The sequence below is a fragment of the Geodermatophilus sp. SYSU D00705 genome (genome assembly GCF_054050135.1).
This window is the reverse complement of sequence record NZ_JBJGYT010000023.1, coordinates 24973-37987: the sequence shown is the minus strand read 5'-3', so window position 1 is coordinate 37987 and position 13015 is coordinate 24973. Positions and strand designations below refer to the sequence as shown.

Sequence of the window (13015 nt, the reverse complement as noted above, 5' to 3'; positions counted from 1 at the left end):
CGAGCCGCAGCCGGCCGAGCCGTCCACCGACGCCGCCTGACCACCCCGCCGGACCCGGCCGGCGCCGCGCGGGACAATGGCCCCATGAGCGAGCAGAGCGACCAGCGCAGCATCGGCAAGCGGGCCAACGAGCTCAACGCGACCATCCGCTACACGATGTGGTCGGTGTTCCGGCTGGCCCGCCCGCTGGGCGAGGAGCAGCGCTCCGCGGCCGCGGACGAGGTGCAGGCCCTGCTCGACGAGCTGGCCGGCAAGGACGTCGTCGTCCGCGGGGTCTACGACGTCGCCGGCCTGCGGGCCGACGCCGACCTCATGGTCTGGTGGCACGCCGCGACGCCGGAGGCGCTTCAGGAGGCCTACACCCGGCTGCGCCGCACCGCCCTCGGCCGGCACCTGGAGCCGGTGTGGTCGCAGATGGCGCTGCACCGGCCGGCGGAGTTCAACCGCAGCCACATCCCGGCGTTCCTCGCCGACGAGGAGCCGCGCCGCTACGTGTGCGTCTACCCGTTCGTGCGCTCCTACGAGTGGTACCTGCTGCCCGACGAGGAACGGCGCGCGATGCTGTCCGAGCACGGGCAGATGGCCCGCGGGTACGCCGACGTGCGCGCCAACACGGTGGCCTCGTTCGCCCTCGGCGACTACGAGTGGATGCTGGCCTTCGAGGCCGACGAGCTGCACCGCATCGTCGACCTGATGCGCGAGCTGCGGGCCTCGGCGGCGCGGCGGCACGTGCGCGAGGAGGTGCCGTTCTACACCGGCGTCCGCAAGCCGGTGGCCGAGCTCGTCAACGACCTGCCGTGACCCCAGCGGAGGCTGGGGGTGCAGGAATTCTGCACCCCCAGCCTCCGCTTCACGCCTCGAGGAGCCTGATCGAGACGCTGTTGATGCAGTAGCGGTCGCCGGTCGGGGTCTGCGGGGCGTCCTCGAAGACGTGCCCCAGGTGGCTGTGGCAGCTGCCGCACAGCACCTCGGTGCGGACCATGCCGTGGCTGCGGTCCTCGCGCAGCACCACGTTGTCGGCCGACGTCGGCTCGTAGAACGACGGCCAGCCGCAGTGCGAGTCGAACTTGGTCTCGGAGCGGAACAGCTCCGCCCCGCACGCCCGGCAGGTGTAGACGCCGGCCGTCTTCGTGTCGACGTACTCACCGGTCCAGGGCCGCTCGGTGCCGGCCTGGCGGAGGACGGCGTACTCCTCGGGCGACAGCTGCGCCCGCCACTCCTCGTCGCTCTTGCTGACCTTCGGCTGGTTCTCCGCGGACGTCGTCATGCGCTCCACGGTACGACGCCGGACGCGCTGTTGATCACGGGCGAGGTCAGCGGCCCAGCCCGGCCTCCCGCGCCCGCACGATCGCCTGCGCCCGGTCGGTGACCTGCAGCTTGGTCAGCACGTTGGACACGTTGTTGCGCACCGTCTTCGGCGACAGGTACAGCGCCGCGGCGATCTGCGCGTTGGACCGGCCCGCCGCGACCAGGTCGAGCACCTCGCGCTCGCGGGCGGTCAGCTGGGGGAACGCCGTCTCCGGCCCGGCCGGCCCGGTCGTGAAGAACTCCGCGATCCGGCGTGCCAGGGCGGCCCCGAACACCGCGCCGCCGCCGGCCACCGTGGTGATCGCCCGCACCACCTCCTCCTGGTCGGCGCCCTTGAGCAGGTAGCCGCGCGCACCGGCCCGGACGGCGGAGAACACCGTGCCGTCGTCCTCGCTCATCGTGAGCACCACGACCCCGACCGACGGCGACTCGGCGGTGATCCGGCGGGTCGCCTCGATCCCGTCGAGCACCGGCATCTGCACGTCCATGACCACGACGTCGGGCTGTTCCTCGCGGGCCAGCTCCACCGCCTCGGCGCCGTCGGCGGCGGTGCCGACGACGACCAGACCCGGGACCGAGCCGAGCAGCACCGCCAGCCCGTCCCGGTAGACCGGGTGGTCGTCCACCACGGCGATCCGCAGCGGCTCCTCAGGCTCCGACACGGGAACTCCCTCCGTCCGCGGGCAGCACCGCCCGCACCACCGTGCCGCCGGGTGCGGGGCACTCCACCGAGCAGCGCCCGCCGAGCTCCGCGGCGCGCTCCCGCAAGGAGACCAACCCCACGCCGGCCGGCGCGCCGGGGGCGATCCCGACGCCGTCGTCGGCCACCTCGACCACCAGGGCGCCGTCCCCGTCGCAGGCCAGCGACACCCGCACCCGGGTCGCCGCGGCGTGCTTGGCGACGTTGGCCAGCGCCTCCGAGGCGATCCGGTAGGCGGCGACCTCGACGGCGGCGGGCAGGTCGGCGAGCTCGCCGGCCTCGACGGTCACCTCGGCCCGCGGCGCGAGCAGCCGCTCGGCCTGCTGGCGGACCGCCCCGGCCAGGCCGAGGTCGTCCAGGGCCGGCGGGCGCAGGTCGTGCACCAGCCGGCGGACGTCGGCCAGCGCGGCCGAGACGTCGTCGCGGGCCTGCCGCAGCAGCCGGTCGGCCTCCTCCGGGCGGGCCGCGGCGAGGTTGCGGGCGGTGTCGATGCGCAGCACCACCGCGCCGAGCGAGGGCCCCAGCCCGTCGTGCAGATCCCGGCGCAGCCGCCGCCGCTCCTCCTCGCGGGCGGCCACCAGCTGCTCGCGGCTGGCCTGGAGCTCGGCGGCGAGCGAGCTCGCGCGGGCGGCCGCGGCGGCCTGCCGGACGACGTCGGCGAGCAGCCCCTCGTCGCGGGTGACCAGGTGGGCGCGGACGCCGTCCCGCGGGAGCAGCAGCCGTCCGACCTCCTCGCCTCGGTAGGCGATCGACAGCGACTGCACCGCGGCCGGGCGCCGTCCGGACTCGGCCAGCAGGTGCTGACCGCCGGGCTGGTCGACCTCGACGCCCACGTAGGGGGAGCGGAACGCCTCGGCGATGCCGGCCGCGACGGCCATGAGCTGCTCCTCGGCGCCGTCGGAGCGCTCCAGGCGCGCGGCCAGCCCGGAGACGACGCGGTAGGGGTCCTCCCGCTCGCCGAGCACCCACCGGCGGACCAGCCGCCAGGCCTGGGCGCGCAGCGGCACGTAGAGGCCGGTGACCACGAGCAGGGCCAGCAGGGTGGCGTCCCGGTCGCCGAGCCGGTCCCCGAGCAGGGCGCCGGCGGCGGCGATCACCGCCAGGTCGAGCAGGACGACGGCGACCGCGAGCCCGCCGTAGACGAGGGTGCCGCCGAGCAGCCGGTCGATGTCGACCGCCTGCGGGCGCAGGATGCCGACGGCGACCGCCACGCCGGTCAGGGTCACCGCGATGGACAGCCCGAAGGAGGCCTCGTCGCCGGGGAAGACCAGGGCGGCGACCATGACCAGCAGGTCGACGACGGCGGCCCACAGCAGCCAGCGCATCCGGCGGCGGTCCTCGCCCGGAGCACGGCGGTACCGGGCGACGACGGCGGCGACGGGCACGACCACCCCGAGGACGGCGACGGGGAAGGCCAGCCGCAGCAGCGGCAGGACCACCGGCTCGGGCAGCGGCAGGCTGGTCGGGTCCAGGTCGAGCGAGCGGTAGATCGCGGGCGTCTCCACCCCGGCGCGAGCGTCGGCGATCGCCGACGGCACCACCATCAGCAGGGTCGGCAGCAGCGCAGTCGACGCCAGGCTCAGCACGGCCGCGTACCGCCAGCGCCCGGCCGGCAGCCGCCCGTGGGGGTAGAGCAGGAGCAGCAGGGGCAGCCCGAGCAGCAGCCAGGCGCCGAAGCGGTTCACGAACCAGAACGACGCCGTGGCCCCGGGCAACGGCGGGTCGTACTGGAGGGCGAACGTCAGCCAGGACTGCGCCACCCCGTCCAGGGCCCACAGCAGGCCGGTGCCCCCGACCACCCAGGAGACCGCGTTGCGCGGGACCCGGCGCAGCAGCAGGGCCCCGGGGACGGCGAGCCCGACGCCGGGGAGGCCGATGATCCAGCCGGGTGTGGTGTCCGCGGCCTGCCGGGCGGCGGCCGGCGTGAGGACGTCGAGAACGGTGGCCCCGACCGCGGCCGCGACGGTGACCCCGACGAGCAGCCAGGCGAGCGTCCGCAGCCCTGCCGTCGCCGCCGCGGGGCGCGCAGGTGGCGGCGCGGGAGGGTCGTCCGGCGCCGCGGGGGTCGGTTCGGCGACCGGGGCTCCTGCCTGCACGCGGGCGATCCTCACCCGCCGGCGTCCCGCGCGTCACGAGGCAGGTGTCCCGTGTCGCCCGGGACGGCGACGGGGACCGGATCGAGGGCGGCGCGCCCTGGCTGCCCGGGACGCCGCCCCGAGACGGTTCTCCCAGTCGGTGCGCAGGGCACCGCCACCTCGATCCGGGAGACGAGATGTCCCTCAGCACCACCCCCGCCACCGCCCGCACCGACCTGGGTGCGGCCTCCTCGACGCCGTCGGGCACCCGGCCCGCCGCCACCACCCGGTTCGCCCGCTCCACGGGGATGGCGGTGGCCGCCGGCTCCGCGGCGTGGGCGGCCGGGCTGCTCGTCTTCGGCCCGAACCCGGACCCGGGCTGGGGGGACACGGTCTACAACCTCACCTCGCTGCTGTTCCAGCTCGGCCTGGTCGCGCTCGTGACCCTCCAGCTGCGCACCGGGGCGACCGGCACCGGACGACTGGCGCGCTTCTTCCTGCACGCCGAGCACGTGCTCCTCGGCCTGGCGATCGTCTCCACGCTGACCTGGATCTTCCTGCGGCAGTACGACGGAGCCACCTGGTTCCTGCTGCTGGACGCCTTCTGGCCGCTGTCGATGCTCGGCATGGCCGGCATCGGGATCCGCATCGCGATCGCCGGCCGCTGGCAGGGGGCCGCGCGGTTCTGGCCGCTGGTGGCCGAGAGCTGGGCGCCGGTCGTCGTCCCGCTCAACGCGATCGTGCCCGCGGCCGGGGGGTTCGCCGGCGCCGCGCACCTGCTGGTCGGCTACGTCCTCCTCGGCGTCATCCTCGCCCGCGAGCCGGAGCTGACCGGAGCCCGCTGAACCCCGGGCCGACAGCGCCCCGCCACCCCGTGACCCCGGGTGGCGGGGCGCCGCCGTGTCGGGCGGAGACTGGGCCGGTGAGCTCGCTGGACACGCCGCTGCCCGACGTCTGGTTCACCCGCGACCTCCCCGTGCTGCGGGCGGTCGCGCGGCTGGTGGACGAGCCGAGGTACGGCGGCGCCCCGTACCTGGGCCAGGTCGTGCCGGCCAGCGGGCTGCCCAAGCCCGAGGTGGTCGCGGCCGCGCGGGCGCTGGTGTCGTCGGGCTACGTCGAGGCGCTGACCAACTACGCCGGTGACATCGTGCGGTTCACCGGCATCTCGGCCGAGGCGCGCCGGCTGGCCGGGCTCTGGCCGACGCCGCAGGGGGAGTGGGAGCGGCTGCTCGAGCAGCTGACCGCGCGGGCGGAGAACGCGCCGACCGACGTCGAGCGGGGCCGGTGGCGGGCGCTCGCCGACGCCGCGGCCGCGGTCGGCCCCGACGCCGGTGCGCTGCTCATGTCCTCGCTGATCGGCGGCTACGTGCCCCGCGCGCGGTAGCCCACCGACGACAGCGCCCCCGCCCGGAGAACCGGACGGGGGCGCTGGTGCCGATCAGTGATCAGCGGCTGATCGTGAGATCAGAGCGGGTTGACGTTCGCAGCCTGCGGGCCCTTCTGGCCCTGCTCGATGTCGAACGAGATCCGCTGGCCTTCGTCGAGCGAGCGGTACCCGCTGGTCTGGATGGCCGAGTAGTGGACGAACACATCCGGTCCGCCGCCGTCAGGGGTGGCGAAGCCGAACCCCTTCTCCGCGTTGAACCACTTGACAGTTCCTTCGGGCATTGCTCGCTCCTAGCTGAGGTGGTGCATCGGGGTCCTGCCATAGCGCAGGGCCTTCCCGACGCGTCCACCCTAGACGTCGTCGGCCACCTGCGGGGGGCCGGGACTCTCCTCATCCGCCCGGGCGCGTCGCGGATGTGCGGGTCTTGCGGCAACCGTGCGGTTCCCTCGTCGAGTACCTGCGGCAGCGGCCGGAGAGTCCTCGGTGCCGGGACGGACCCGGCCGACCCGAAGGAACGGACTCCTGACATGACCGCCGCCATCGCCGCCCTGCCCACCGCTCCCCTCGTCCTGTGCGACGTCGAGGACCTCGCCGACAGCGACCTGGACGCCGACCTCGCCCAGCGGCTGGAGGACGGCGGCTGGCTGTGGCTGCGCGCCGACGCGGCGGGCGTGTCCGGCGACGAGGTGGGCCGGGTCATCTCCGGGCAGGGCCCCCGGCCGGGACTGGCCGACGCGGTGGAGCTGGCCTGGGCAGTCCGCCGCGGCGGGCGGGCCGCCACGGCCGCGCACGGGCTGGGCCTGAAGGCGGCGCTGCTGGCCGGCGCCTGACCCGGCCTGCGGATCGCCGCAGCTCAGAGGAGGTGTCCCGGCTCCTCGGGGAAGGCCCGGCCCCCCGAGGGTGCACCGGAGTAGTCCGGTACGGGAGCCGGCGAGGGCCGCGCGGGCAGCGCGAGCGGTTCGGCCCGCCAGGAGGGGACGCCGAGCGGCGGCTGCTCCTCCCAGTACTGCTGGGCCGGCTGCGCCCGCTCGGCCCGCCGCGCCAGCACCGCGCGGTGCCACCGCCGGCCGCCGAGGTCGAGCCCCACGAGGACGGCGATGCCGACGGCCACGGTCAGGCAGGCGTTGGCGACCGCGGTGGCGACGTCGAGCGGGGTGAGCTCCGGCCAGCCGATCGACTCCAGCTGGGCGCCGACGATCTCGACGACGACGTAGAGCACGCCGTACACCAGGAACGAGACCCGCACCGTGCACCTCCGTCGTGGACCGGACACCGGGGTCAACGGCCGGTCGGTCCCCTGGGCGGAGGCTGGAGGTGCCCTGGACGCCCGGAGATCACCCCGCGGGGTGAGGCTCAGGACACGAGGACCTCGTTCCACGGCCGCACCGTCCACTCGGCGACCACGCCGCCCTGCACGAACGGGTCGCCGGCGATGAACTCCTCGGCGGCCTCGCGGCTGGTGAACACCCCCATGGCGTCGCCGTCCATCGGCTCGTCGAAGGGCCCCGCCATGAGCAGCAGCCCGCGGTCGCGGAACTCCTCCAGCCGCGCCCGGTGCGCCGGGCCGTGCTGCCGGGCCAGGGGCAGGAAGTCCTCGACCGCGCGGTAGGTCATCACGTACTTCATGGCCCGGCATCCTGGCCGAGACCAACGGCCCGCGGCACGGGACGGACGGCAGGTCACCGGCCGGCCGGACGTTCGTTCAGCGGGGAGGGGCTCCGCGGGGGTGGGGAGGCGGGTCAGCGCAGCGGGTCGAACGGGGCGAGTTCCGGTGGGGCATCGCCCTTCAGCACGGTCTGGGCCAGGAGCTGGCCGGTGACGGGGCCGAGCGTGATGCCCCACATGCCGTGGCCGCCGGCGACGAACACCCGCGGTGAGGCCGTGCGGCCGATCAACGGCAGCCCGTCGGGAGTGCACGGCCGGGAGCCGACCCACTCGTCGCGCCGGTCATCGAGGTCCACCCCGGTCAGGAAGGGGCGGACGGCGTCGACGATGGCGCTGATCCGCCGCGGGTCCAGCGGCTCGTCGGGGCGGCGGAACTCCATCATCCCGGCCACCCGCAGCCGAGTGCCCAACGGTGTGCAGGCCACCCGCTGGCTCGGGAAGTACAGCGGGCCGCCGGGCATCCGGTCCGCCGGCACGCTGAAGCTGTACCCGCGCCCGGCCTGCACCGGCTGCCGGACACCGAAGCGCCGCGCCAGCCGGCCGAGCTCGGCGCCGGTGGCGACGACGACCGCGTCGTGCCGCTGCCGATCGCCGGTGCCGGTGACGACGGCCACCCCGCCGGCCTCGTGACACAGGTCGGCCACGCCGGTGCCCTCGACGAGCGTGCCGCCGCGCTGCCGCACCGCGTGGGCGAGGGACCGCACGAACTCGGGTGGGTGCAGGTAGCGCTGGCCGTGGATCTGCACCGCCGCGCCCACCCGGTCGGTGAGCGCCGGCTCGAGCGCCCGTGCCCGCCAGCCGATGACCGGGTGACCGCTGACCTCCTGGCCGGCGTCGCGGATCCGCTCCAGCTCGGCGCACAGCCGCTCGGCCTCGCGCTCCCGGCGGAAGCAGGCCAGGAACGGCCGTGCCGGGTGGGTGGCCGCGGGGACCCCGGCGGCGGTGAGGACGTCGAAGGCCTCCAGCGCGCGCCCGTTGAGCGGCACGAAGGCGGCCATGCCCCGCCGCCACTGCCGGGTGCTGCTGTGCGCGACGAAGCCGGCGAGGAAGCGCAGCAGCGTGCGGTCGGCCCGCGGTGGCAGGGAGACCGGCGACCGGGGACCGAGCACCGCACGCAGCCCCTGGCGCAGCACCGCCGGTTCGGGCAGCGGCGCGGCCAGCGCCGGGGTGAGCCAGCCGGCGTTGCCCCAGGAGGCGCCGGCGCCGGCGGAGTCGCGGTCGTAGACGGTGACCCGGACGCCGGCCTCCTGGAGGAACCAGGCGGTGGCCAGGCCGACCATGCCGGCGCCGACGACGGCCACCTCGCGTGGGGAGCCGGGGACGAACACCGGACCGTGCTGGGGAGAGGACATGCCCGCTCCTTCTCCGGCGGTCGTTCCGCCGGGACGGGTCGTGCGGGCAGGGACGGCGAAGGACGTGCGCCGAGATCGGTCAGGGTCGGACCGGGAACTGCCCGCGAGGTGGAGGACGTCGAGCGCGCGCGGCGCTCAGCGCGCCCGCTGGCAGGACACGCAGGCGGCCGCGGACGGCCGGAACTCCAGCCGCTCGGTGGGGATCCCGCCGCCGCAGTGCACGCACCGGCCGTAGGTGCCGGCGTCGATCCGGGCCAGCGCCGCGTCGATCTCCTCGATCGTGAGCACCAGGCCGGCCGCGCGGGTCACCGCGACCGGGTCCGGCACCGACGTGACCGTCTCGGCCAGGGCGAGCTCGTGCTGGCGGACGACGTCGGCGCGCTGGGCTCGCAGCAGCTCCGTGAACGGCGCCCGGTCGGTGGTCCGCGTCGAAGCGGTCGTGGCGGCGGCGGTGGTCATGGGGTCCTCCTGGGACGACGGGAGGCGCGTCCCGGCTGAGCCGGACGCGCGCGGTGCGGGGCCCGACGAGTCGATCGGCCGGTCGGGTCAGGCGGCCCGCCGGCGCGGGTCCCCGGCCGGCTCGCCGGCCTCCCGACCTGCACCCACCCTGCTCGCAGGCGGACGACCGGCACAGGGCGGTGACCGGCGAACGGGCGCGGCTCTGCTTGCCGACCACCGGCAACGGGCTGATGTCGGCTCCGCGACTCCCGACCCGGGCCGCCGCTCTTCCGGGGCTCACCGCCCGCGCCGGGGTGCGTGGGCTCAGGGCCGGCGGACGCCCCGCACCATCGACCGGGTGAGCAGGCCGGCCGCGGCGACCGCCGCAGCGGCGATCGCGGACCGGAGCGCACGGTGCCTCTGGCTCATGGCAGCCTCCCTGGAGCGGTGGGGTCGGGCCGCGGTGCTACGAGCACCCTCCGGTGGCGCAGGCGGGTGGACTCTCCGCCTCGCGGTCGAGTGCCTCGGCCGCGAGGCGCCGTCCCAGCTCGATGAGCTCCTCGGCCTTGTGGAAGTCGAGCGTCCGGCAGGACGACCTCGGGACGGTGACGAGCACGTCGGGGGGATGGACGGCCAGCGTGTGGCGCATGACCGCGGTCCGGACGGCCTCGAGGGACAACTCCACGACGTCGAGGGTGCGCAGTCCCGGGGGCAGCGCTCCCGGCGCCACCTCCGGCACCTCGTCGGCGATCCGGTCCGGCGGGGCGCTGCGCAACGTGGCCAGGCGGGTCCCGAGGCCACGGAGGACCTCCCTGCGGTGCCCGCTGCGGGCGCCGGTGGCCGCACCGGTCCGGTCCGCCGACAGCCGCGGACCCGACACGGCGACCGCCACGGTGAGGTCGGCGCGGGCGGTGGCGGTGGGCGCGATCGGCAGGGGGTTGACCAGTCCGCCGTCCGCCAGGAGCCGGCCGTCGACGACCACCGGCGTCATGAAGCCGGGGAGGGCGACGGAGGCACGGAGGGCCACGTCGAGCGGCCCCTCCTGGAACCACCGCTCCTCGCCGGTCTCGAGGTCGGTCGCGACCGCGGTGAACGGGAGGCGCAGGTCCTCGATGCGCCGGTCGCCGAGGATGCCGCTCACCCTGGCGAAGACCTTCCCGGCCCGGATGGCTCCGGGAGCCCGGGGGGACAGGTCGTACAGCCGCAGCACGTCGCGGTGCGTCAGGCCGCGCACCCACGCCGAGAACGCGTCGAGGCCGTCCGCGGCGTAGAGGCCCCCGACCAGGGCGCCCATGGAGCAGCCGGCGACGCTGACGACCTCGAAGCCGCGTTCCTCCAGCACCTGGAGGACGCCGATGTGGGCGTACCCGCGGGCGCCGCCGCCCCCCAGCGCCACCGCGACGCGCGTGCGGCGGGGAACGACTCGGACGGTGTGGTGGTCACCCACGTCGCCGATGGTGCACCCACAGGGCCCGCAGTGGGCGTCACCCCGTCGGGATGACGGACCGGGTCAGGTCTCCGCGGCGTCGGTCCCGTCCGGGTCCCGCTCCTCGCTCGCGGGCTGCCTCCCCGGGGCCGGCGGGTCGAGGCGCTCCAGACGCTGCCGGATCGCCGCGACGTTGAGCGCGAGGTCCTCGAGGGCCTCGACGGCGCGCGTCGCCAGCGCGAACGTGAGGTCGTCGCGCTGCAGTTCGAGGCTGGGCCCGCGGCTCCGCTCCGGACGACGTGTCGCCTCCGCCCACGGCTCGTCGCCGCCGCGCGGACCGCCGAAGAGCTCGCGAAGCACCCGCTGCGCCATGTCGAGGAACTCGCCGGGGTCAGGCCGGTCGGTCGCCATCCGGTTCCCCTCTCCGCTCGTGCCGAGCCCGCTCTGCGGACGGCGCCACCAACCTACGACCCTCGGCCCGCGTGTGCCTCGGTCACGGCACCGGGGGCTCGGCGCGGACGGCGAGCAGGGCCATGTCGTCGCTGCGGCGGTCGGTGGCGAAGCGCTGCACGGCCTCACGGACGGTCGCCACGACACGGGCGGCGCTCGTGCCGGACGCGGCGGTGGCGGCCTCGAGCAGCCGGTCGTCGTCGAACTGCTCCGTGCCACGCCGGCACTCGGTGATGCCGTCCGTGTAGAGCAGCAGCGTCTCCCCGGCGCCCAGGAGGTGCTGGGTGCAGGGCAGATCGACGGCGTCGAGCAGGCCCAGTGCGGTCCCGAACCGGCCGATCAGCTCGGCCGTGCCGTCGGCGCGGACCACGACCGGCTTGGCGTGGCCGGCCAGCACCAGGTCCACTGCCACCGCGGGACGCCCGTCGAGCGTCGTCCGGCGCAGCATCGCCGCCGCAAGCGTGCAGAACTGCTGGGGGTCGGCCGCCTCCACCATGACGGCGTTGAGGATCTCGATCGCCTGCACGAGCGGACGGCCCTCGCGCACGAGCGCCCGGAGCACATCGCGCACCAGACCGGTGCGGGCGGCGGCCCGTGCTCCCTTGCCGCAGACGTCGCCGATGGTGGCCAGCCACGTGTCGGGGCCGACCGCGATCACGTCGTAGAAGTCGCCGCCCACGTCCGCCCCGGTGCTCGCGGGCAGGTACTCCGCCGCGAACGTGATCTGCGGTACCTGCGGCAGGGCGCGGGGCAGAAGGGCGGCCTGCAGTGTCTGCGACACCCGCACGTGCTCGCCGACGACCTGGGCGTTGTGGACCGCCAGCGCGGCACGACGGGCGATGTCGTCGATCAGCAGCAGGTCCTCCGGGGTGTGCGCGCGGCCCGTGGGGCGGCCCACCAACAGCACTCCGGTCGAGGTCCCGCGGGCCTGCAGCGCCACCGCGACACCGTCGGCCGGGTCGGAGAACCACGAGGGCGTGGCGGCCCGGTGGGCTGCCGCGAACAGGGCGCGCAGCTGTGGTGGGGGACCCGGAACGGCAGCGGGGTCGAGCACCGTGCGCAGCTCGGGCAGCCGGTCCTCGTCAACATGCGCGATTGCGGCCAGGCGCAGCCGGCGCGTCGGCTCCGGGAGGAGCACCGCGCACCATGCGCCCAGCCGGGGCACCACCAGCTGTGGCACCAGCGCGGCCGTCAGCTCGAGGTCGAGGGACTGGTTGAGCAGCTCGCTGGCCTCGGCAAGATAGGTCATCCACGCCCGCCGGCTCTGGTCCACCTCGCGGAGCCAGTGCGACTCGGCGGTGAGGGCGATCCGGTCGGCGATCAGCTCGGTCAGCTCCCGGGCGCGGGGGGCGTCGGCGGCCTCGCGGACGTCGAGTCGGATGGTGCCGCGCAGCCCGGTGGTGGTCGGCAGCGCCACGGCGACGGTCGCCCCCGGCGTGACGGCGTCGTCGGACGGCGAGACACCGGCGCGCGCCAGCTCCCGCGCCCCGGAGCCGTCGCCGGGGTCGATCTCGACGACGACGGCCGCGGCGTCCACCAGATCGCACAGCCGTGTCGTCAACTCGCGGACCAGCTCGGCCGGCCTGAGGCGATGGACCAGGGACGCCGGCACGTGCTGCAGCCAGCGGGCCTGCTCGGCCGAGGTCCACGTGCGCTCGTGCTGGGATGCCTGGACCGCCGGGGGCTCGTCGGTGGAGCCCGGACGCCGGCTGAGGGTGAACCACGCCGTGTGCCGTCCGTCGGCCTCGTGCCGGGTGCCCCAGGTCGTCGCCAGCCGCGCGACCAGGGACAGGCCTCGCCCGTGGGTCGCGGCCCGCCCGTAGCGCTGTCGCGGCTCGGCCAGGTGCAGCTCCAGCGCGCCCGGGCCGCGGTCGGTGACGGACACGGTGATGTCGTCGTCGCCGGCCACCACCGCCACGTCGAACGCGGTGCCGGCATGGAGCACGGCGTTCTCGCACAGCTCGCTGGCCAGCAGCACGACGTCGTCGACGAACTCCGCCACGGCGGAGCCGTCCTCGGCGCGGCCGCCGTCCGCCACCTCGGCCAGCGCGTCGTGGACCATCCGCCGAGCGTGTCTGACCGACCGGATGTCGGGCGGGAACCGCATCCGTCGCTCGACCTGAACGGGCACGCGTGCAGTCTGCTCGCGGGGTGCCCGGTGTGCCGAAGCAGGTCTGCCAGGATCAGCCGTCACCGTGACTAGGCTGCGGCGGG

15 protein-coding genes are annotated in these 13015 nt (G+C 75.8%); 4 read left to right on the top strand and 11 right to left on the bottom strand.

Annotation, left to right across the window (positions count from 1 at the left end):
- The first annotated feature begins 84 nt into the window (after window positions 1–84).
- Window positions 85–801 carry a hydrogen peroxide-dependent heme synthase gene (hemQ, locus tag ACI78Q_RS16960; RefSeq protein ID WP_456924584.1) on the top strand — a complete coding sequence of 239 codons (717 nt, stop codon included), beginning with the start codon at window positions 85–87 and terminating at the stop codon, window positions 799–801.
- Between the two features lie 49 nt (window positions 802–850).
- Here the strand turns inward: hemQ and msrB are convergent, their stop codons facing one another.
- From msrB to ACI78Q_RS16945, 3 genes are read right to left on the bottom strand one after another with little or no spacing between them, the layout of a single operon-like run.
- Window positions 851–1267, bottom strand: a complete 417-nt coding sequence (msrB, locus tag ACI78Q_RS16955) for a peptide-methionine (R)-S-oxide reductase MsrB (RefSeq protein WP_456924583.1) — start codon at window positions 1265–1267, stop codon at window positions 851–853.
- 46 nt (window positions 1268–1313) lie between these two features.
- Entirely contained in the window at window positions 1314–1970 is a 657-nt protein-coding gene (locus ACI78Q_RS16950; protein WP_456924582.1) for a response regulator, read from the bottom strand.
- Window positions 1957–4104 (bottom strand): histidine kinase, encoded by a 2148-nt coding sequence (locus tag ACI78Q_RS16945; RefSeq protein ID WP_456924581.1) that lies wholly within the window; start codon window positions 4102–4104, stop codon window positions 1957–1959. Before ACI78Q_RS16945 ends, ACI78Q_RS16950 begins: the two co-directional genes overlap by 14 nt.
- A gap of 176 nt (window positions 4105–4280) precedes the next feature.
- Between ACI78Q_RS16945 and ACI78Q_RS16940 the strand changes: the two genes are divergently transcribed.
- Together ACI78Q_RS16940 and ACI78Q_RS16935 are read left to right on the top strand one after the other, a co-directional pair.
- Entirely contained in the window at window positions 4281–4928 is a 648-nt protein-coding gene (locus tag ACI78Q_RS16940; RefSeq protein ID WP_456924580.1) for a hypothetical protein, read from the top strand.
- 77 nt (window positions 4929–5005) lie between these two features.
- Window positions 5006–5467 (top strand): hypothetical protein, encoded by a 462-nt coding sequence (locus tag ACI78Q_RS16935; protein ID WP_456924579.1) that lies wholly within the window; start codon window positions 5006–5008, stop codon window positions 5465–5467.
- A gap of 80 nt (window positions 5468–5547) precedes the next feature.
- On the opposite strand, the gene ACI78Q_RS16930 is transcribed toward ACI78Q_RS16935, so the two are convergent.
- Window positions 5548–5751, bottom strand: coding sequence for a cold-shock protein (locus ACI78Q_RS16930; RefSeq protein ID WP_012948038.1), 204 nt, complete (start codon window positions 5749–5751; stop codon window positions 5548–5550).
- A 246-nt stretch (window positions 5752–5997) separates the two neighbouring features.
- On the opposite strand from ACI78Q_RS16930, the gene ACI78Q_RS16925 reads away from it, so the two are divergent.
- A complete protein-coding gene (locus ACI78Q_RS16925; RefSeq protein ID WP_456924578.1) occupies window positions 5998–6300 on the top strand; it encodes a hypothetical protein in 303 nt (100 codons plus the stop codon).
- A 23-nt stretch (window positions 6301–6323) separates the two neighbouring features.
- Here the strand turns inward: ACI78Q_RS16925 and ACI78Q_RS16920 are convergent, their stop codons facing one another.
- The 7 genes from ACI78Q_RS16920 to ACI78Q_RS16890 form a co-directional block, all read right to left on the bottom strand.
- The gene (locus tag ACI78Q_RS16920; RefSeq protein ID WP_456924577.1) at window positions 6324–6716 is read right to left on the bottom strand and encodes a hypothetical protein; all 393 of its coding nucleotides are present in this window, start codon (window positions 6714–6716) and stop codon (window positions 6324–6326) included.
- A gap of 107 nt (window positions 6717–6823) precedes the next feature.
- Window positions 6824–7096, bottom strand: coding sequence for a YciI family protein (locus ACI78Q_RS16915; protein ID WP_456924576.1), 273 nt, complete (start codon window positions 7094–7096; stop codon window positions 6824–6826).
- 113 nt (window positions 7097–7209) lie between these two features.
- Complete coding sequence (locus ACI78Q_RS16910; RefSeq protein WP_456924575.1) at window positions 7210–8487, bottom strand: NAD(P)/FAD-dependent oxidoreductase; 1278 nt, start codon at window positions 8485–8487, stop codon at window positions 7210–7212.
- 135 nt (window positions 8488–8622) lie between these two features.
- Window positions 8623–8946: a TraR/DksA family transcriptional regulator gene (locus ACI78Q_RS16905; protein ID WP_456924574.1), complete on the bottom strand. Its 324-nt coding sequence runs from the start codon at window positions 8944–8946 to the stop codon at window positions 8623–8625.
- Window positions 8947–9391: 445 nt separating this feature from the next.
- Window positions 9392–10372: a patatin-like phospholipase family protein gene (locus tag ACI78Q_RS16900; protein ID WP_456924573.1), complete on the bottom strand. Its 981-nt coding sequence runs from the start codon at window positions 10370–10372 to the stop codon at window positions 9392–9394.
- 63 nt (window positions 10373–10435) lie between these two features.
- On the bottom strand, window positions 10436–10762 hold the full coding sequence (locus ACI78Q_RS16895; protein ID WP_456924572.1) for a hypothetical protein: 327 nt from the start codon (window positions 10760–10762) through the stop codon (window positions 10436–10438).
- An 82-nt stretch (window positions 10763–10844) separates the two neighbouring features.
- Window positions 10845–12908: a SpoIIE family protein phosphatase gene (locus ACI78Q_RS16890; protein WP_456924610.1), complete on the bottom strand. Its 2064-nt coding sequence runs from the start codon at window positions 12906–12908 to the stop codon at window positions 10845–10847.
- Window positions 12909–13015: the final 107 nt, after the last annotated feature.

Bases quoted from the DNA above. Each gene is read 5' to 3' on its own strand.
- hemQ (WP_456924584.1), top strand. From the start codon at position 85: ATGAGCGAGCAGAGCGACCAGCGCAGCATCGGCAAGCGGGCCAACGAG.
- msrB (WP_456924583.1), bottom strand. From the start codon at position 1,267: ATGACGACGTCCGCGGAGAACCAGCCGAAGGTCAGCAAGAGCGACGAG.
- ACI78Q_RS16940 (WP_456924580.1), top strand. From the start codon at position 4,281: ATGTCCCTCAGCACCACCCCCGCCACCGCCCGCACCGACCTGGGTGCG.
- ACI78Q_RS16930 (WP_012948038.1), bottom strand. From the start codon at position 5,751: ATGCCCGAAGGAACTGTCAAGTGGTTCAACGCGGAGAAGGGGTTCGGC.
- ACI78Q_RS16925 (WP_456924578.1), top strand. From the start codon at position 5,998: ATGACCGCCGCCATCGCCGCCCTGCCCACCGCTCCCCTCGTCCTGTGC.
- ACI78Q_RS16915 (WP_456924576.1), bottom strand. From the start codon at position 7,096: ATGAAGTACGTGATGACCTACCGCGCGGTCGAGGACTTCCTGCCCCTG.
- ACI78Q_RS16910 (WP_456924575.1), bottom strand. From the start codon at position 8,487: ATGTCCTCTCCCCAGCACGGTCCGGTGTTCGTCCCCGGCTCCCCACGC.
- ACI78Q_RS16905 (WP_456924574.1), bottom strand. From the start codon at position 8,946: ATGACCACCGCCGCCGCCACGACCGCTTCGACGCGGACCACCGACCGG.
- ACI78Q_RS16895 (WP_456924572.1), bottom strand. From the start codon at position 10,762: ATGGCGACCGACCGGCCTGACCCCGGCGAGTTCCTCGACATGGCGCAG.
- ACI78Q_RS16890 (WP_456924610.1), bottom strand. From the start codon at position 12,908: ATGCGGTTCCCGCCCGACATCCGGTCGGTCAGACACGCTCGGCGGATG.